The organism is Pseudogracilibacillus sp. SO10305 (assembly GCF_037072005.1).
Classification (GTDB): Bacteria; Bacillota; Bacilli; order Bacillales; family Amphibacillaceae; genus Pseudogracilibacillus; species Pseudogracilibacillus intestinigallinarum.
The window spans coordinates 399,040-416,767 of the sequence record NZ_JAXHDE010000001.1; the positions used below are offsets into that span (position 1 = coordinate 399,040).

The following is a 17,728-nucleotide window of genomic DNA, read 5'->3' on the forward strand; positions in this document are numbered from 1 at the left end:
GCTCTATGGTAAGTAATGATGTAATGAAAATAAATCCACATTACCACCTGAGACAATTGGTACGATACGTTTTCCTGTTACTTGTAGTTTTTTTCCTAGACATGCTGCAATAGTAACGGCTCCTGATGGTTCTACAACTTGCTTCATTCTTTCATACATAAACATCATCGCAGCTTTTATTTCTTCCTCCGTCACTAATACGACATCATCAACATATTGTTGTACGATTGGAAACGTCATTTCACCAGGAATGCTCGTTCTTAATCCATCTGCAATCGTTTCTGTTTGCCCGATATGTACTCTTTTTTCTTGTTTATAGGATTGATACGTATCATCTGCAATGGCTGGTTCACATGCAATCACTTTTATCGCTGGATTTGTCTGTTTAATCGCTAATAATACACCAGATAAAAGCCCTCCACCACCAACAGGTACTAAAACGATGTCAATGTCTTTTACTTGATCTAAAATTTCTAAGCCAGCTGTTCCTTGTCCTTCCATAATAAGTGGATCATCGTACGGAGGAATAAACGTTCCTTCTAACGTTTTTGCATAATTGATACGTTCCTCTGACGTATATCCATGTTTAATAATGTTCGCTCCATAGGCTTGGATAGCATTTATTTTTGGTATTGCTGCATCTTCTGGAACGACAATTGTCGCTTGCAGGCCGAATGTTTTTGCTGCAAAAGCAACGGCTTGTCCATGGTTACCGGAAGATGCTGCGATAATTGCTGTTTCTCCTTTAGCCGCTACATCCGAAACTTTATTCATTGCCCCACGAATTTTAAAAGAACCTGTCGTTTGTAAATGTTCCGCTTTCACAAATATATCATTGTTACATTTTTCCGATAATTGTTTGGATGTTAGAATCGGTGTTTCTTTTACTATCGGTCGTATTTTTTTACTAGCCCTTTGAATTGCATCTATTGACATGATTTTGACCTCCTAATAAACGCCATATGACGGCCTTTTTCTTTATCACGTCGATGGGAAAAACCTGCTTCATGTTGAAATGTACATGTATCATCGATCATGATTTGATGCTGTTTTATTCCGATTAATTGCAATTGTTGAATAATCGTTTGTTGATTATCAATGAAAAATTTATTCTTTTCTTGATTAAAATGTATACATTCCTTAGCATAACCAAGTTCTCGGAATAGGGATGCAACATCTTCATCTACTTCAAATTTTTCTTTGCAAATAGCCGGTCCTATTACAATTCGAAAACCCTTTACAGAGCAATTTTCTTGTTCGATTAAATGTTGAAAAAATTTTTTCGCAATTTCTTGAATCGTCCCACGCCATCCGGAATGAATCACACCGATCACATTCGCTGTTTCATGATAAAATAAAATCGGGACACAATCTGCTGAAAAACTACATAAAACAATATCAGGCTCAAATGTATATAATGCGTCCGTATTAGCAATCGCATCGTCTAACGTCGTTGCCCCACGACCTTTATCAGCTTCCGTTACTTTATAAAAATTAGCACTATGTGTTTGTGTTGGAAACACAAAATCATCGATGGAAGCACCAATCTCTGCTGCGATTCGTTTTCTATTTTCGATAATATTCGCTTCATTTTTACATGAATGAAGTGCCATATTATTAGCTTCTAGTTTCGTTTCATCTTTCATCGTCATACACGCGAGGATTTGGTCATTTTTTATAAATATTTTCATATAAGTTCACCACCAACATTATTATAGCATGTTCTATTCATCGCTTGGACGTTTTAAAAGAACATTTTTGGGTATATTAAGAAAGAATGGAGTGATAATATGAAAAAAGGATTATTTATATTAATGTTTTCTTTTGTCCTTGTTGCATGTGGAAATAATGATAATACGGAATTGAATAATGACCCAATGCCAAATGATGATGCAACTAATACGGAACAAAATGATATGGATAACGCAAACGATGATAATTCGAATGATGGCAATATGAATGATGATAGTGCAAATGACAATACTAGCACAGACGGAACAACCGATACGGCATCGTCTGATCAAGAATATTTTAAAGAAAAAATGGAAACATTAAACTTCAATGATTTTCAAGTAGAAATCAAATATGCCGATCGTAAAGAATATGAAGCAGAAGTAGACTTAAATAACGATGGAACATATGATGTAGAAGTTGAAGATGATATTAATGGTGTAAAATTAAAAGCACGTGATGCCTTTGAGGAGCTTTTTCCACGACTAGAAAAGTTAGACTTAACGAGTAATAGTGAAAAACAAGAGGTTTTCAAACAAATTTTAAACGCGTTTGATTTATCTGATGACTATATTGAATTTGATATAGAATTCCAATTCAATGATGGAAAACAATTGGAATATGAAGAAGAAAAATAAACGTAGTGAGAAGGAAATTCCCTTCTCACTACTTTTTTCATGTAAATAATGCTATTATTTGAGTAGTAAATTCATTTACTGAAAGAAGTGTAATTATGAGCATGTGGTTTTTTGCAAACGCATTCGTATTTATATTTGCGTTATGGAAAGTTTTTTCTAGTTCATTAGGAATACATATTATATTAGGCGGTTTTGGAGCAACTTTTATTCTATATAATTGGACAAGGCATGCAGTATTTTCCACCATACGTTCAAATATTAGCCGAAAGCGAAAAATTCAGTTTGCCAAACTTTCAAAAAAAGTATTACCGTTTCATAAATATACTGGTACAGTTGCACTTATGTTTATCATCGGTCATGCAAGTGTCGTACTTTATTATTTTGGGTGGCAAGGTACTAATATAAAAATGCTTTCAGGATTGCTTACATTAATCATTTTAATTGCGATGGTCCTTGTCGGTTGGTTACGATTCATCCGAACAACGTATCGCCGACGCATGATTCATTTATATTTAGGATATTGTTTGTTTTTCTCTGTTGTTATTCATTTACTTTGTACATAGTAGGAGGAGAGAGTCATTTTATCAACAACCGTTATTGCTGTTTTAATTGTTGCTGTATTATTATTTGTAATTGGCCATTTTACAAAATTAAAATTATTAAAGTTCATATCATTTATCGGTATCGTTCTTGGTGCTTGGATGGTTATCGCGGAAGTAATGACAGGAACAACCTTTTGAAGATAAATTCATGTATCCTGTAATGAACGTCGACTCTTGTACATCTTTTCTGTTAAAGGATTATCTAAATGTTAGTTTGTTTAGTATCGTACACGGAGCACGACGTTCATTTTTTCGCTCTTTTATTCAATAGATGTTTCATATTTGTAAAATTATATCATTGCTTTTCTTGCTTTCGTTCTCTCGACAAACTTCAGGAAATTTTTTGAAGCAAACTTTTCTATTTGTTTCTCCGTGAAATAGTTACCCAATTCCTCCAACAAGCAAAGATACATTCCTGCATTTGCCACTCCTTTTACAACTTGGTCGATCCCATCAAAATCCGAACCAAAACCGACATAATCTTCTCCACCAACTTCACAAACATGTGCAAGGTGACGAACAATATCCTCTATCGTTGCCCTCCCTTTTTCATTGGATAAAAATGGTGGATAAAAATTAATATGTATCATACCTTTTTTTTGAAACAACATTTCCAATGTGAAGTCACTTATATTCCGCGGATGATCACATACAGCGCGACAATTAGAATGACTTGCAATCGGATATGTTGCAAGTTCGATCATTTCCATTGCTGCTTTGTCACTCGCATGTGAAATATCTGTTAGCAATTGATGTTCGTTGAAATAATTGATGACTTCCCTCCCAAACGATGTTAGTCCAGCACCTCTTTTTTCTAAACTTCCATCCGCTAATAAATTTGCTTCATTCCAAGTTAATCCAAACGATAACAAACCAAGTTGTCTTAAGAAACGTAATTTCGTCAAATCATTACCAATGATGTCAAGTCCTTCTACTGCTAATACTGCCCCTATTTCTCCTTCTTGAAGCAAATCAATTTCCGCCCAATTTTTTATATGAATGATAGATGGATTCGGTTCGATGACATGTCGATGAAATATTTCTATTTGTGCCAGTGCCGTTTGCCACTTCACTTCTATCGGTACATTTGTTTCAACAAATATTGCAAAAAATTGCAGTTTTATATTACCTTTTCGTAATCTTTCTTCGTTGACTTGTAATAAAGGGTAATGTTGAAATGAAAAGGGTCGATTTTCTCGTTCAAATTTTTGCATTTTCCAAAGTGCATCACAATGTGTGTCTACGATTTTCACTCGATCGCTTCCTTTCTTCGCATTTTTTTATAAATGTTTTATACAATGTCCGTGTACCGATGTCTGTTTCATATAAAAATTCTGGATGCCACTGGACTCCAACGACAAAATTATGTGCCGTGCTTTCAATCGCTTCAATAATGCCATCAGATGCTGTTGCCGAAACGATCATCGGTTGTTTCACCTTACGATTTGCTTGGTGATGAAAGCTATTTACTTTCATTCTTTTTTTCTGCATCATCTCATATAATATTGTCCCTTCTTTTATAGTTATAAAATGGGATTGATGATTACGATTTGCACACTGTTCATGTTGTAATAGCTGTTTCTTTATTTGACCATATATATGTTGATACATATCTCCACCGGTTGCTATATTTAATATTTGTACGCCTCGACATATTGCGAAAATTGGTTTATTTTGTTGCAGCATTTTTTGGATCAATTTTTGTTCAAACATATCTCGTTTACGAATGATATAGCGGAGCCCTTCTATAGGTTCTTCGTTAAAAAACGTAGGATCAATATCATCTCCACCTGTTACATATAAACCATCTAATTTCGTAACGACAGAATCGATTGTTTTTTCTTTTTCAACATATGGCAATATAAATGGGATGGCATCAAGATCCTCCATAATATCACTATGAATTTGTGCTACATTATACTGATCATCTTTCATGTTCGGAGTAATACCGATTAATAGTTGCATATATTTTCACCTCTAATTTGATATATGCGACACTCTACAAAAAATGACTAATGATTATTTCTAATGATGTTTATTTTGAATATTTATAAGATTCATATTTTATATGGTAAACTAACTATTAAGATAATTTTCAACAAATATTATATTTATCTTTTTGTGGAAATATGATGTACATATTATAAGGTAATACTAGATGCTATTTTAAGGTATATTACAGATTAGTTCGAACAAATTTTGGAGGGACTTTGATGAAAGCAATTTTGATTGGTATATTAGGCGCTCTATTTTTTTCCGTAACATTTATTTTAAATCGGTCGATGGAACTAGATGGCGGTAGCTGGGTATGGAGTGCCTCTTTACGATTTATTTTTATGTTACTAATTCTACTTATCATTGTAGGTTGGCGTCGAGATATACAACCAGTATGGGCCCATCTGAAACAACATCCTGCAGCTTGGCTCGTTTGGAGTACGGTCGGTTTTGGACTTTTCTATGCTCCAATGACTTTTGCTACTATTTATGGACCTGGATGGCTTGTTGCTGCAACTTTTCAATTAACTATTATAGCGGGGTCATTACTCGTTCCACTCTTGAATAAAGGTAGTCGCATCCCGATTCAAGCTATATTTATATCACTCATTATTTTGGCTGGAGTATGTATCATCCAATTTGAACATGCGACAACTGTTTCACTTGTAAGTGTCATTCTTTCCGTCCTCCCACTCATTATTTCAGCGTTTGCCTATCCTCTTGGCAATCGAAAAATGATGCAGTTAGTCGGAAAAGATTTAGATACATTCCAGCGAATTCTCGGTATGACGATTGCCTCGATGCCTTTCTGGCTGATTTTATCTATCTACGGTGCATTCGCACATGGTATGCCGGGAGGTAGTCAAGTATTGCAAACATTTATCGTCGCTATCTCATCCGGTATTATAGCTACAGCGTTATTTTTTTATGCGACAGAACTTGTTCATGGCGATGACCATAAACTAGCAGGTGTGGAAGCGACACAATCGGGAGAAGTTGTATTTGCTTTACTTGGGGAAATGTTTTTCTTAAGTGCACCACTGCCAAGTTTTGTCTCAATTATTGGAATGTTACTCGTTATTTTCGGCATGATTTTGCACAGCGTTGTGTCTGCTCTCGGATCACGAAAAAAACGGCATATGTATGAACATGGGGATAGCCCACCAGCACTTTAAGAAATTTATGTCGAGTTTCAGATAATATAAAAACACCCCACAAATTAGAATTTAGTCTAACTTGTGGGGTACACATCACTAATAAACTGCCTTTGTCATTATTCACTAATTTTTTCTGCGTAATCTGCTAGCAGTCTTGCTCCAAAACCAGTTGCCCCACTTGCATAATATCCTTCTTGCTTCGTATCCATCGTTCCAGCCATATCTACATGAATCCATTTACTATTTTCAGGTACGAAACGTCGTAAAAATAATGCTGCTGTAATCGAACCACCATATGGGGAATGACTAATATTACGGAAGTCCGCATAATCACTATCTAACATTTTATCATACGCATCTACGAGTGGCATCGGCCATACAAAATCACCATTTTCTTCACCAATTGCTTTCATTGTTTGTAATAAATCATCTTCTCCAAAAATTCCCGCAACTTTTGTTCCTAAAGCTGCCATGACAGCACCTGTTAATGTTGCAATATCAACGATGTAATCTGCGTTTAATTCACCTGCTCGAATTAATCCATCCGCTAAAATTAAACGACCTTCCGCATCTGTATTGCCAACTTGTACTGTTTGACCTGTTTTATACGTAATAATATCTCCTGGTAAAATAGAATGTTTGTCAGGCATATTTTCAACTGTTTGGATTAAACCGACAACATTTACTTCTGCACCAGAAGCCGCTAATAATTGAATCGCTCCAGCAACAGCCGCTGCGCCGCCCATATCCATTCTCATATCACTTAAATCACGGGAATTTTTCAAACTAATTCCACCTGTATCAAATGTTACACCTTTTCCAACAAGTGCGATTAACGGCTTTGTTTCATCCCCTTTGTAGTGCAATTCAATAAATGCTGGATCAAATTTACTTCCACGGTTAACAGCTAATAAACCATTCATTTCCATTGCTTCCAATTTTGCTTTATCATGAACGATAACTTCTACATCCGTATCTGCAAACGTATTTTGTAAAATCGTTGGGAATGATTCTGGATTTAATACGCTCGGAATTTCATTAGTTAAATCACGAGAAAGTCCCATTGCAAATGCACGAACTTCCCCTTTTGTAATTAATGCTTCATCTGCGTTTGAAAATTGTAATGCAGGTATAGCATTCGCTTTTTTCGTTTTATACGAATCAAATGCATATGCACCTAAATGCCAACCTTCTGTAAAGGCAACGATTACCTTATTTTCATCTAATGTAGCGAACGCTTCTGTAAGCTCCTTTGCATCCACTTGTACCGTTTCGATTTCACGTTTCTGTACTTCACGTGCAATCGTCCCTGCTAACGTACGAACCTCATCATATGTTTGTTTCTTCTCTTTCACTTCTTTCACTAATACAATTTGTTTTCCATTCGCAATCGTTATTGCAAATGCGTTTGGATGTCCTTTAATAAATTGTAGTAATGTTTCATCATTCGTTTGAAATAAAATTTTTGTTTCCATGTTGCTACCTCCAATAAATTTAATCCCTTACATAAAAGTATTACGTACTTTTCCTTTTCTAGCAAAGAATGTGACGTTATTTTTTGAAATAATCTCTTTGGAAAATGCTCATATGTACGGCATCATGGTATTCACCATCGACAAAATATTCTTCATTTAAAACAGCCTCTTCCTCAAATCCCATTTTTTCATACACTTTTCGAGCAATTGTATTTGTCGCATCAACAATTAAATACAATTTTCTTAAATTAAGCACACGAAATGCATAATCCATCGCAAGTTTTGTCGCTACTTTTGCATACCCTTTTCCTTGTTGAGCCGGATCAATCATAATTGCAAATTCAGCTTTCCCATGCACCTCTTCTATATTATAAAGTGTTATATAGCCTAATTTTTCTTTGTCATTCTGAAAAATAAAACGGCGATTTTCTCTATCCTTTAATGATTCTTCAACTATATTTTTAATTTTTTGTACTGAGTAATATGGTTCTACAAACCAAAACTTCACTACCTCTTGATCATTAAATAATCGGTGTAAAAAATTACTATCCTCTTGCTCTACAGGGCGCAATCTGAACATTTCTTCCATAACAAACTTCCTTCCTTTTTCAGTTACTCTTATTAAAACATACTTTTTCCTTGATTGAAAATGTCCTCCTTGTCGATTACCATTATATATAAAGAAACGGGGGATGAAAGATGAAAACTGTTGTAGATCATCTTGGCCGAACAGTAAATGTTCCTGAACAACCGAAGAAAATTATTTCATTTGCTCCAGCAATTACTGATACTCTTTTTTCATTGCATTTAGAGGAAGAAGTTGTCGGACGTACTAGGTTTTGTATTCATCCAAAAGAAAAGGTAGCAAACGTAATGAATGTCGGTGGAACAAAGGACATGAAAATCGAGCGTGTCCGAGCTTTACAACCAGATTTGATCATTGCGGAAAAAGAAGAAAACACGAAAGAAATGGTCGAGCAGTTAGAAAAGGAATTTTCAGTATTTGTCTTTGAAGTACAGACAGTCGATGATGCTTTACATATGATTCTCGATTTAGGAAAATTAGTGGATTGTGTGGACTCAGCAAGATTATTATATGAACGGATTGTAGAAGATTTTGCGACAATCCCCTCCCATTACACCGGAAAACGTGTCGCTTATGTGATATGGAAAGATCCATATATGGTCGTTGGCAAGAATACGTATATTCAGTCATTATTAGAACGACTCGGATTTGTTAATCCATTTTTGTACTATGAGGGAAGATATCCTGAAGTGACGATAGAGGATTTGCGTGCAGAAGCACTCGATTATTTTTTATTAGCATCAGAACCATATCCATTTCGTGAAAAGCATCAGGAAGAATTTTTAAAAATAGACACAAATGCTATGCCACTACTCGTCGATGGCGAAATGTTTTGGTATGGAGTAAAAATGTTACGCGCAGTGGAATATTTTAAAATGGAATTAGCAAAAAATTATCCATAAAGGGCGCTGGATAATGGTGGTAATAAACAAAATTTCTTCGTAGTTGGTGGTTTTACTAGTATTCTAATATGTGGGAATCAACCAGAGCAGAATGTAGATAGAATAGGTAACGGATTGCGAATGACGGATTGCGAGTAACGGTTAATTCCGCAAGTGCTGGATGGTTTCTCTGCGAACTTGCGGATATATCAACTAATTTCGCAAGTTAGAGCAATTTTCTACAGGAACTTGCGGATATATCAAATAATTCCGCAAGTTGGAGCAATTTTCTACAGGAACTTGCGGATATATCAAATAATTTCGCAAGTTGGAGCGCTTTTCTACGGGAACTTGCGAATATATCAAGTAATTTCGCAAGTTGGAGCAATTTTCTACAGGAACTTGCGAATATATCAAGTAATTTCGCAAGTTAGAGCAATTTTCTATGGCAACTTGCGGATATATCAACTAATTCCGCAAGTTAAACAACTTTTCTACAGGAACTTGCGGATATATCAAGTAATTTCGCAAGTTAAACCACTTTTCTACGGGAACTTGCGAATATATCAACTAATTTCGCAAGTTAGAGCAATTTTCTACAGGAACTTGCGAATATATCAACTAATTTCGCAAGTTAGAGCAATTTTCTATGGCAACTTGCGGATATATCAACTAATTTCGCAAGTTGGAGCACTTTTCTACAGGAACTTGCGAATATATCAACTAATTTCGCAAGTTAGAGCGCTTTTCTACAGGAACTTGCGGATATATCAAATAATTCCGCAAGTTGGAGCAATTTTCTACAGGAACTTGCGGATATATCAAATAATTTCGCAAGTTGGAGCGCTTTTCTACGGGAACTTGCGAATATATCAAGTAATTTCGCAAGTTGGAGCAATTTTCTACAGGAACTTGCGGATATATCAACTAATTCCGCAAGTTAAACCAACCCCCACGATAAAATTACGAATATACGCCCTCAATTCCCCGCATTTTTTATGAATGTGTATGTGCTGGTTTGCGGCGAAATTTTTGTGCTTCGTTTCTTGTCGATAATGTAGCTGAAACAAAAGCTAATGCGACAAATATGATTCCAAAATAACTGACATGTTCAATGCCCGCATACTTCACGACGAATCCACCGAAGAACGTTCCAAAAGCAATACCGAAATGAAGGGCCGAATTGTTTAAGCTCTGCTGAATATCAGACGTTTCAGGTGATAACTCCATTAAATGACTTTGAATGGAAGGTGTCACACCCCAGCTCATGATGCCCCATATAATAACGACAATCCAAAACGCCCAAACAACATGTGATGCAGTTGGGATTAATAATAAAGCTGCTGCCAACAAGACAATGACCGATAAAATTGTTCGTCTTTTTCCTAAATAATCTGCTGCAAGTCCACCGAGTCCTCCCCCGGAAAATGCAGCTAATCCATAAACAAAGTAAAGGACAGAGATAGTCGTTCCACTAAATCCTAACACTTCTTTCGTATACGGAGTTAAATAGCCATATAATGTAAAATGACCTGCTAGGAAGAAAAATGTTGTTGCATGTGCAAGCGATATTTTTGCATTTTTCAATGTCGCAATTTGTTTACGAATAGGAATAGGTTGTTTCGGTGCTACCTTTTCCATAAAAATTGGAACTGCGATTATTAATAAAATCGTTAAAATAGAAATTAACACAAAAGGTGCTCTCCAGCCGAACATATTCCCTAACATTACGCCAATTGGAAGGCCTAATACTAAGGAGCCACTTACTCCCATGACAACTAATCCAATTGCACGACCACGATATGCTGGCTCGACTATATTCGAAGCTAAATTAATACATAAAATAATGACAAGTGAACCACTTGCCGCAGAAACAACTCGCGATAATATAAGTAACTCAAACGAAGAACTAAACACTGCAATGATATTTCCAATTAAAAAGATAATCAAAGATACGAATGTTAACTTTGTTCTTTCTGTTTTGGCAAACACGACAAGCAAAATCGGAGCCGAAATTCCAAAAACTAATGAGAAAATGGAAATTAACAACCCAGCTGTACCAATCGTGACATCTAAATCATCTGCTACTAAATCTAATATTCCACCTATAATTAATTCGACCATGCCAACGATAAATGCAATGATCGTTAACATATATACGCGTTTATCAATCAAAACTAATTCCTCCTACGCGACGTAATTCATCATAGTATTTTACCATAAAATAAATAAAAACAATACTTTTCATTCTTAATTTATTGCATACGATTATTATCCAATAAAATAATGCCATGACCGAATGGTACATGGCATTTTCAATGCGTATATTTACTTCCCTTCTCGCTTCAATTTAAATGGTGCGTAAATTAATGCGAAGATGAGGAATAAACCTAAATATCCAATTAATGAGTAGAATTTTGAAACTAGAGTTGTAAATCCTACAAAACTTAACACGAAGCCAATTGCTAAAGTAATTACTGTAGCAATATTCGCCTTTTTTGTGTTCATTTCAAAAAATCGTGCAACAAATCCGTAGAACATTCCAAGACCTGTATTAAAGATCATTCCAAATAAAATAATTGCCATAAGTATTGCTAAAATTGGCGAAATTTCTTCTACGATTTTTAATAACGGTAAATCGAATGCTGCAACTGTTTCAATACGAGAGAAGATTGCTAAGTGTGCAAGGATAATCATAACCCCAATACCGAGACCCCCAATTAATCCTCCTAGACCAGCAATACGAGAATCTTTTTCAGCACCACCTGTCAGTAAAGCCATTCCGCAACCAACTGCAATGTTGAACGAAACATAGTTAATAGATGCTACAAACCAATTTGGGAATTCCTTTGGTTGTTGTTCAGCAATTTTTGATAACTCGCTAAATGTTCCATCCATCGTTGTAAAACTATATACAGAAATAATTAAAATGAATAATAATAAGAACGGTGTAATACTAGCTATAATTGCAATTACTTTATCTAACTTCATCATCATTGCTGCACCAACAATAATAACCATTAGTAAACTACCTAAAAAGACTGGCATATCAAACTGTTGATTTAACGTAGAACCTGCCCCTGCAATCATAACCACTCCAACACCAAATAGTGTAAATATAATAACTGCATCTACAATATACCCTAACCATCTTCCACTAATTTCGTAAATTCCATCCTTATGGGATTCTACCTTTAATCTGCTTCCGATATTCGTTAAAATCATTCCTAAATAAGCGAATAATGCTGTTGAAACGACTGCTCCAATCGTTCCTAGCGTTCCAAAACTTGTAAAATACTGTAAAATTTCTTGCCCGGAAGCAAATCCAGCCCCTACGATAACCCCCATAAAGGCGAAACCGATTTTTAATACCCTTATCATGTGTTTCATCCCTCATTTCTTTTTTATATATAAGCTGTATTATAACAACCTATAGAAAACATTACCACTTTTTATGTAAGCGCTATACCATTCGTGTAAATAAAAAAACGAATCTTGGCTAAATTTTTGAAACAAATCAAGCCTCTAGCCAATGATTCATTTTCTTTCATTCATTAGATTGTTGTCTTTTTAAAACGATTAAAATGTAGTGGCTCTGTCGGAATAACTGTCTCGGATCTTTCATGAATAATATCTTCAATTAGTTTTCCTGTTACAGTCGCTAAACTAATTCCATCACCTTCATGCCCAGCCGCAATATAAAATCCTGGCATTTCTTCCACTTCCGAAACAATTGGTAAATGGTCTTCTGTGAAAGGACGGAACCCTGTATACGAGCGAATAATTTTAAAATCGTCCATTTTCGGGAAAAATCGTAATGCACGACGAGCGATCGTTTGAACAACTTGAATATCAATAGAACTATCATATCCTACAAACTGACGACTACTACCTAATAAGAAGTTTTGACTTTCCGTCGGCTCAAGCACTAGTGCTACCCCATGTTCCGCAGTACGTTCATCTGCAATACGCTCACGACCAAACTTATTCATTAAATAACCAAATTCCATAACATTACGCATCATAACAGGTTCTTGTCTCGAACCAACAATGATATGTCCTTTTCTTGGAATAATCGGAATTTCTACCCCGAGCATTTCCCCAATAAACGGTGCCCATACACCTGCTGCGTTTACAACCTTTTTTGCATGAATAGTTTCCTCAGGTGTTTCAACAATGAAACCATCTTCTACTTTTTTCACATTTGTGACAGGTGCTTGGTCTCTTACTTGTAATCCGAAATCTTTTTCTGCTTTTTCAATTAATGAATAACAAAATAAATAAGGATTAATTAAGGAGTCCGTCTCACATTCTAGTCCCCCAGGAATATCATGGGCAAAAAATGGCGACTCATTACGAATATCTTTTTGATCTAGTACATTAAATTTTAACCCTGATTCACTCTGCGTTTTTACCCAATCAACAGCCGCTTGCATCTCATCATCATTATCACAAACTAAAATACTACCATGTTCTCTGAATTCAAAAGGAATATTCAATGTATTTGTTAAATCATTTAATAATTCCTGACTTACTAAAGACATTTGACTATCAAAACCAGGATCCTTATCTACGATGGTTACGTTTCCATCGCAACGCGAACTCGTACCACTTGCAATGTCATTCTTCTCGATTAAAACCGTTTCCAATCCTGATTCTGCTAAATAATATGCAACAGAACAACCGACGATTCCACCGCCAATTACTGCAACTTCATAGTTTTTTCTAGCCATGCCAAAACCTCCAGCTACATTTTTTTGAACTTTTTTTCATTATATTCTATTTTTTGAAGAAAATAAAGAATGTTTTATGTTATTATATAAATATCGCTTAATATTTAATACTATTTTAGAACAAGGAGGCTAATTTATGCAACAATTAATAATTTGTCGCTGTGAAGAAGTAACATTAGCTGAATTAGAAGAAACTGCAAAACAATTTAACTGTACTGCAAGAGAATTAAAATTAAGAACGAGAGCGGGTATGGGATTCTGTGGTGGGAGAACTTGTCGCCCTGCTGTAGATAAAGTGATTTCTGATTTAACGAATGAACATCCTACAGATAACGTTCCATTAAAAGTAGCACCACCAGTACGTCCTATTTCTTTACAAGATCTTGGAGGTGGAGGTAACAATGACTAAACGTATTTTAGATCATCCAGTATTAGGTAAATTAACAGATCAACACCCTGTTCCTTTTACCTTTGATGGCAAAATTTATGAAGGAATTGAAGGCGATACCATTGCCTCTGCATTACTAGCAAACGGTGTGCGTACGCTTCGTGAACACGAACATAGTGGAAACCCACGTGGAATTTACTGTAATATCGGCCATTGTTTCGAATGCCGTTGTACAGTCGATAACATTTCGAATGTTCGTGCATGTGTAACACCAATTGAAGAAAATATGATTGTTGAAAGTGGAAAAAAACAACCAGATCCATTAAATCCAAATAATGAAGGTACATTACCTAAAACATATAAAGAATATCTTGACCAAGGAGGCGACAAATAATGCATGATGTAGTAATTATCGGAGCTGGTCCTGCTGGATTAGCTGCAGCAGTTCAATGTAGAAAACATGACTTATCTGTTGTCGTCTTAGATGAGTTTCCTAAAGCAGGTGGAAGATTACTCGGCCAATTACACGAAGAACCTAATGGAGAATGGTGGAACGGTGTAAAAGAAGCTGGAAAATTAGTGCAAGAAGCTCGTAAATTTCAAACAGAAATTTTACTTGGCTATCCTGTACACCATGTTGAAAGATTGGAAGATCATTTCGTCGTACATACGAATAAAAAAACATTTCCTGCTAAAAAAGTATTAATTGCAACTGGAGCTGCTGAAACAGCTGCACCTATCCCAGGTTGGACTTTACCAGGAGTTATGTCTATTGGAGCGGCACAAGTTATGACGAATGTGCATCGTGTAAGTGTGGGAGAGCGTGGAATTGTTATCGGAGTAAACGTTTTATCAGCTGCAATTGCTCGTGAATTACAACTAGCTGGAACGGAACTTCATAGTATGGTTCTTCCAGCGCGAAATGTTGTTTCAGATGACCAAAGTAACCCAAGAGTTGTCATGGATCGATTATCACATATCGCACATTTAGCACCTTCAAAATTCATTCAATTCGGTAGTAAATTTGCGAAATTTAAATTTGCACAAAACATTGCATTAAAACATTATCCGAAAGACGGAATTAAAATGTGGGATATGCCAATTCATTTACGCAAAGCAGTAAAGCAAATTAACGGTACTGATAAAGTTGAATCTGTTACGATGGTTGATGTCACAATGGACGGTGATATTATTCGTAATACAGAAATAGAAGTTCCAGTTGATTTTGTTTGTATTGCAGGTGGATTATACCCATTATCAGAACTTGCATCTGTTGCAGGATGTCCGTTTAAATTTAGCGAAGAATTAGGTGGACACGTACCAATCCATAACGAGACGATGAAAACACCGGTAGATGGCATTTATGTTGCTGGAAACATTACTGGTATTGAAAGTTCTAAAGTAGCTCGTGATCAAGGTACCGTCGCTGGATTATCTATTGTAAAAGAACTATTGCAAACTGGGGGTGTTCGTGATAAATTAGAACAAGCAATAGCACAAGTAAAAGCGACTCGTGATGCTGCTTCCATCCAATTCCACCCAGAAATTAAAATAGGAAGAGAAAAGGTAGAAAGAGCATTTCACGAACAACACGCATAAGGAGTAAATGCAATGATTCGTAATGTTTCTTCTATTAAAGAAAAAAGTATCGTATTTATCGGATTTATGGGTGTCGGGAAAACGACCGTTGCAAAACTCGTTTCTCAAAAACTTTTTCGTGACTTTATTGATATTGATGTCGAAATTGAAAAAGAATACGGTATGTCGACAACGGAGATTTTCAAAAAGATCGGTGAAAAACAATTCCGCGCAAAGGAAAAAGAATATGTATTACATTTTTGTAAACAGCCTTTAAAAATTATATCACTTGGTGGTGGCGCGTTTTTACAAGATGATATTCGTGATGCTTGTTTAGACCATAGTATCGTGTTCTATTTAGATATTTCATGGGATTCATGGAAAGATCGACTTCATATGCTTGTTGATAGTCGCCCTGTCCTACAAGATAAATCGATTGAAGATATTGAAACATTGTTTCATGAACGTAAAAAAACATATGATGAACATAATTCTAAATTGGTAACCGATCAATTCAATCCAGAAGAGGTCGCCGATTATATTATTGATTCATTAAAACTAGCGTGGGAATTATACGATTAAATTTTACATAAAGACTAGACATTTTGTATGTCTAGTCTTTTCTCTATACTCTCCCAAAAATAAATCAGATACGTATTAAATATTTTCTTAAAAAAGCTTTTTTAACTTTTTATAAATTTTATGTTCAAAATGCTTTCATCTTTTCTAAAGTATGTTAAAATATTTCTTCATATACATTGTGAAAGGAGAATAAGAATGTTCCAATATAATGTCTCTTTTTTAAAAAATGATCATGATATTTTAATGGTGAACCGTGATGCGAAACCGATGCCTGGTTTATGGAATGGAATTATTAACGAAATCGAACAAAAAGACCATCCAGATGAGAGTGTGAAACGTAAAATTTTCGAAGAAACGAATTATAGTGTTGAACAGTTTTATTCAAAAGGAACATTTACGTGGAAAAACGAACAAGGAGAAACGCAAGGGATCAATGTTTACTTATTTACTTTAGACCAAACATTGATGAAAAATAAAATCGCCAAAACTCGTGATGGCATTTTGCAATGGAAGTCAATCGACTGGATTTTAGATGAAGAAAATTATGGAGTACATCCGATTTTGAAACAAGGTATTCCAAAACTACTCGAGAAAAAAGGCATCTTAACATTTGAATATACAGACGGAAACGTTGTCCAAATACCACAAACATCACATCGTTAATTCGATGTGATGTTTGTTACATTATCCGACTATTCTTAACCCGACAACACCGATAATTATACAACTTAAAAATAACATTCGCTTCGTACTAGCTGACTCTTTAAAAAACAGTATGCCCATTAACACCGATCCTGTCGCACCAACTCCAGACCATATCGCATATGCAACACCTAGTGAAATGTCTTTAATTGCTAACGCTAAAAAGAAAAAGCCTAACGAAAAACTAACGACGAGGAAAAATAACCAAATGAAACGCCTCTTTTGTAAATATAGATTGATAAATGTCATCCCGAATATTTCACCGAAACTAGCAATGAATAAATAAAACCATGCCATGAACACACGCTCCCTATTATTCTACCTCAGTCGTCGTCAACTGAATCCCGACAACCCCTAAAATAATTAAAAATATAAAGAATCCTTTTGCATATGTAAAATCCGCTCCTAATAATGCAAAATCAACTATTGCAATCGAAGCCGCACCTAACCCAGTAAATACTGCATAAACTGTTCCAGACGGAAGTTTTGCACATGCTTTAATGACAAAAATAAAACTTAAAATAATAATGATAATAGTTCCTGTCCACATCCACAAATTGACGGAATATTTTAAGCCTAACACCCAAAATATTTCAATGAATGCAGCAAGAAACACATATATCCAACCTACCTTCATTTAAAAACCCCCTTCATATGAAAAAAGACAAAATCAACAAATG

General features: G+C 35.4%; 20 protein-coding genes. 9 read left to right on the forward strand and 11 right to left on the reverse strand.

Annotated elements, in window-relative coordinates; translation table 11 throughout:
- Window positions 1–3: 3 nt before the first annotated feature.
- Window positions 4–936, reverse strand: coding sequence for a threonine/serine dehydratase (locus SPD45_RS02065; protein WP_336265934.1), 933 nt, complete (start codon window positions 934–936; stop codon window positions 4–6).
- Window positions 927–1,691, reverse strand: a complete 765-nt coding sequence (gene pgeF, locus SPD45_RS02070; protein ID WP_336265936.1) for a peptidoglycan editing factor PgeF — start codon at window positions 1,689–1,691, stop codon at window positions 927–929. The genes SPD45_RS02065 and pgeF overlap by 10 nt, the downstream gene beginning before the upstream one ends.
- Window positions 1,692–1,790: 99 nt before the next feature.
- On the opposite strand from pgeF, the gene SPD45_RS02075 reads away from it, so the two are divergent.
- Complete coding sequence (locus tag SPD45_RS02075; RefSeq protein ID WP_336265937.1) at window positions 1,791–2,369, forward strand: YusW family protein; 579 nt, start codon at window positions 1,791–1,793, stop codon at window positions 2,367–2,369.
- A 95-nt stretch (window positions 2,370–2,464) separates the two neighbouring features.
- Entirely contained in the window at window positions 2,465–2,932 is a 468-nt protein-coding gene (locus SPD45_RS02080) for a hypothetical protein (protein ID WP_336265938.1), read from the forward strand.
- A 329-nt stretch (window positions 2,933–3,261) separates the two neighbouring features.
- On the opposite strand, the gene SPD45_RS02085 is transcribed toward SPD45_RS02080, so the two are convergent.
- Window positions 3,262–4,224, reverse strand: coding sequence for a dipeptidase (locus SPD45_RS02085; protein ID WP_336265939.1), 963 nt, complete (start codon window positions 4,222–4,224; stop codon window positions 3,262–3,264).
- Window positions 4,199–4,936 (reverse strand): gamma-glutamyl-gamma-aminobutyrate hydrolase family protein, encoded by a 738-nt coding sequence (locus tag SPD45_RS02090; RefSeq protein WP_336265940.1) that lies wholly within the window; start codon window positions 4,934–4,936, stop codon window positions 4,199–4,201. Before SPD45_RS02090 ends, SPD45_RS02085 begins: the two co-directional genes overlap by 26 nt.
- Window positions 4,937–5,184: 248 nt before the next feature.
- Between SPD45_RS02090 and SPD45_RS02095 the strand changes: the two genes are divergently transcribed.
- Complete coding sequence (locus SPD45_RS02095; RefSeq protein ID WP_336265942.1) at window positions 5,185–6,141, forward strand: DMT family transporter; 957 nt, start codon at window positions 5,185–5,187, stop codon at window positions 6,139–6,141.
- Between the two features lie 98 nt (window positions 6,142–6,239).
- Here SPD45_RS02095 and SPD45_RS02100 read toward each other — a convergent pair whose 3' ends face one another.
- Window positions 6,240–7,598, reverse strand: coding sequence for a leucyl aminopeptidase family protein (locus tag SPD45_RS02100; protein WP_336265943.1), 1,359 nt, complete (start codon window positions 7,596–7,598; stop codon window positions 6,240–6,242).
- A gap of 76 nt (window positions 7,599–7,674) precedes the next feature.
- Window positions 7,675–8,187, reverse strand: coding sequence for a GNAT family N-acetyltransferase (locus SPD45_RS02105; protein ID WP_336265944.1), 513 nt, complete (start codon window positions 8,185–8,187; stop codon window positions 7,675–7,677).
- A 110-nt stretch (window positions 8,188–8,297) separates the two neighbouring features.
- Between SPD45_RS02105 and SPD45_RS02110 the strand changes: the two genes are divergently transcribed.
- Complete coding sequence (locus SPD45_RS02110) at window positions 8,298–9,086, forward strand: helical backbone metal receptor (protein WP_336265945.1); 789 nt, start codon at window positions 8,298–8,300, stop codon at window positions 9,084–9,086.
- A 975-nt stretch (window positions 9,087–10,061) separates the two neighbouring features.
- Here the strand turns inward: SPD45_RS02110 and SPD45_RS02115 are convergent.
- The 3 genes from SPD45_RS02115 to SPD45_RS02125 form a co-directional block, all read right to left on the reverse strand.
- Window positions 10,062–11,240 (reverse strand): MFS transporter, encoded by a 1,179-nt coding sequence (locus SPD45_RS02115; protein WP_336265946.1) that lies wholly within the window; start codon window positions 11,238–11,240, stop codon window positions 10,062–10,064.
- 153 nt (window positions 11,241–11,393) lie between these two features.
- Entirely contained in the window at window positions 11,394–12,446 is a 1,053-nt protein-coding gene (locus tag SPD45_RS02120) for a YkvI family membrane protein (protein WP_336265947.1), read from the reverse strand.
- Between the two features lie 173 nt (window positions 12,447–12,619).
- Window positions 12,620–13,798, reverse strand: a complete 1,179-nt coding sequence (locus SPD45_RS02125) for an NAD(P)/FAD-dependent oxidoreductase (RefSeq protein ID WP_336265948.1) — start codon at window positions 13,796–13,798, stop codon at window positions 12,620–12,622.
- A gap of 136 nt (window positions 13,799–13,934) precedes the next feature.
- On the opposite strand from SPD45_RS02125, the gene SPD45_RS02130 reads away from it, so the two are divergent.
- From SPD45_RS02130 to SPD45_RS02150, 5 genes are all read left to right on the forward strand, one after another.
- A complete protein-coding gene (locus SPD45_RS02130; RefSeq protein WP_336265949.1) occupies window positions 13,935–14,207 on the forward strand; it encodes a (2Fe-2S)-binding protein in 273 nt (90 codons plus the stop codon).
- The gene (locus SPD45_RS02135) at window positions 14,200–14,580 is read left to right on the forward strand and encodes a (2Fe-2S)-binding protein (RefSeq protein WP_336265950.1); all 381 of its coding nucleotides are present in this window, start codon (window positions 14,200–14,202) and stop codon (window positions 14,578–14,580) included. The genes SPD45_RS02130 and SPD45_RS02135 overlap by 8 nt, the downstream gene beginning before the upstream one ends.
- Window positions 14,580–15,785, forward strand: a complete 1,206-nt coding sequence (locus SPD45_RS02140) for an NAD(P)/FAD-dependent oxidoreductase (RefSeq protein ID WP_336265951.1) — start codon at window positions 14,580–14,582, stop codon at window positions 15,783–15,785. The genes SPD45_RS02135 and SPD45_RS02140 overlap by 1 nt, the downstream gene beginning before the upstream one ends.
- Before the next feature lie 12 nt (window positions 15,786–15,797).
- Window positions 15,798–16,346 carry a shikimate kinase gene (locus SPD45_RS02145; RefSeq protein ID WP_336265952.1) on the forward strand — a complete coding sequence of 183 codons (549 nt, stop codon included), beginning with the start codon at window positions 15,798–15,800 and terminating at the stop codon, window positions 16,344–16,346.
- A gap of 195 nt (window positions 16,347–16,541) precedes the next feature.
- Window positions 16,542–17,009, forward strand: coding sequence for an NUDIX domain-containing protein (locus SPD45_RS02150; RefSeq protein ID WP_336265953.1), 468 nt, complete (start codon window positions 16,542–16,544; stop codon window positions 17,007–17,009).
- Window positions 17,010–17,030: 21 nt separating this feature from the next.
- Here the strand turns inward: SPD45_RS02150 and SPD45_RS02155 are convergent, their stop codons facing one another.
- Both SPD45_RS02155 and SPD45_RS02160 read right to left on the reverse strand, forming a co-directional pair.
- A complete protein-coding gene (locus SPD45_RS02155) occupies window positions 17,031–17,345 on the reverse strand; it encodes a DMT family transporter (protein ID WP_336265954.1) in 315 nt (104 codons plus the stop codon).
- Between the two features lie 16 nt (window positions 17,346–17,361).
- Window positions 17,362–17,685, reverse strand: coding sequence for a DMT family transporter (locus SPD45_RS02160; protein ID WP_336265955.1), 324 nt, complete (start codon window positions 17,683–17,685; stop codon window positions 17,362–17,364).
- Window positions 17,686–17,728: the final 43 nt, after the last annotated feature.

Bases quoted from the DNA above. Each gene is read 5' to 3' on its own strand.
- SPD45_RS02065 (WP_336265934.1), bottom strand. From the start codon at position 936: ATGTCAATAGATGCAATTCAAAGGGCTAGTAAAAAAATACGACCGATA.
- pgeF (WP_336265936.1), bottom strand. From the start codon at position 1,691: ATGAAAATATTTATAAAAAATGACCAAATCCTCGCGTGTATGACGATG.
- SPD45_RS02075 (WP_336265937.1), top strand. From the start codon at position 1,791: ATGAAAAAAGGATTATTTATATTAATGTTTTCTTTTGTCCTTGTTGCA.
- SPD45_RS02080 (WP_336265938.1), top strand. From the start codon at position 2,465: ATGAGCATGTGGTTTTTTGCAAACGCATTCGTATTTATATTTGCGTTA.
- SPD45_RS02090 (WP_336265940.1), bottom strand. From the start codon at position 4,936: ATGCAACTATTAATCGGTATTACTCCGAACATGAAAGATGATCAGTAT.
- SPD45_RS02095 (WP_336265942.1), top strand. From the start codon at position 5,185: ATGAAAGCAATTTTGATTGGTATATTAGGCGCTCTATTTTTTTCCGTA.
- SPD45_RS02100 (WP_336265943.1), bottom strand. From the start codon at position 7,598: ATGGAAACAAAAATTTTATTTCAAACGAATGATGAAACATTACTACAA.
- SPD45_RS02105 (WP_336265944.1), bottom strand. From the start codon at position 8,187: ATGGAAGAAATGTTCAGATTGCGCCCTGTAGAGCAAGAGGATAGTAAT.
- SPD45_RS02110 (WP_336265945.1), top strand. From the start codon at position 8,298: ATGAAAACTGTTGTAGATCATCTTGGCCGAACAGTAAATGTTCCTGAA.
- SPD45_RS02120 (WP_336265947.1), bottom strand. From the start codon at position 12,446: ATGATAAGGGTATTAAAAATCGGTTTCGCCTTTATGGGGGTTATCGTA.
- SPD45_RS02125 (WP_336265948.1), bottom strand. From the start codon at position 13,798: ATGGCTAGAAAAAACTATGAAGTTGCAGTAATTGGCGGTGGAATCGTC.
- SPD45_RS02130 (WP_336265949.1), top strand. From the start codon at position 13,935: ATGCAACAATTAATAATTTGTCGCTGTGAAGAAGTAACATTAGCTGAA.
- SPD45_RS02135 (WP_336265950.1), top strand. From the start codon at position 14,200: ATGACTAAACGTATTTTAGATCATCCAGTATTAGGTAAATTAACAGAT.
- SPD45_RS02140 (WP_336265951.1), top strand. From the start codon at position 14,580: ATGCATGATGTAGTAATTATCGGAGCTGGTCCTGCTGGATTAGCTGCA.
- SPD45_RS02145 (WP_336265952.1), top strand. From the start codon at position 15,798: ATGATTCGTAATGTTTCTTCTATTAAAGAAAAAAGTATCGTATTTATC.
- SPD45_RS02150 (WP_336265953.1), top strand. From the start codon at position 16,542: ATGTTCCAATATAATGTCTCTTTTTTAAAAAATGATCATGATATTTTA.
- SPD45_RS02155 (WP_336265954.1), bottom strand. From the start codon at position 17,345: ATGGCATGGTTTTATTTATTCATTGCTAGTTTCGGTGAAATATTCGGG.
- SPD45_RS02160 (WP_336265955.1), bottom strand. From the start codon at position 17,685: ATGAAGGTAGGTTGGATATATGTGTTTCTTGCTGCATTCATTGAAATA.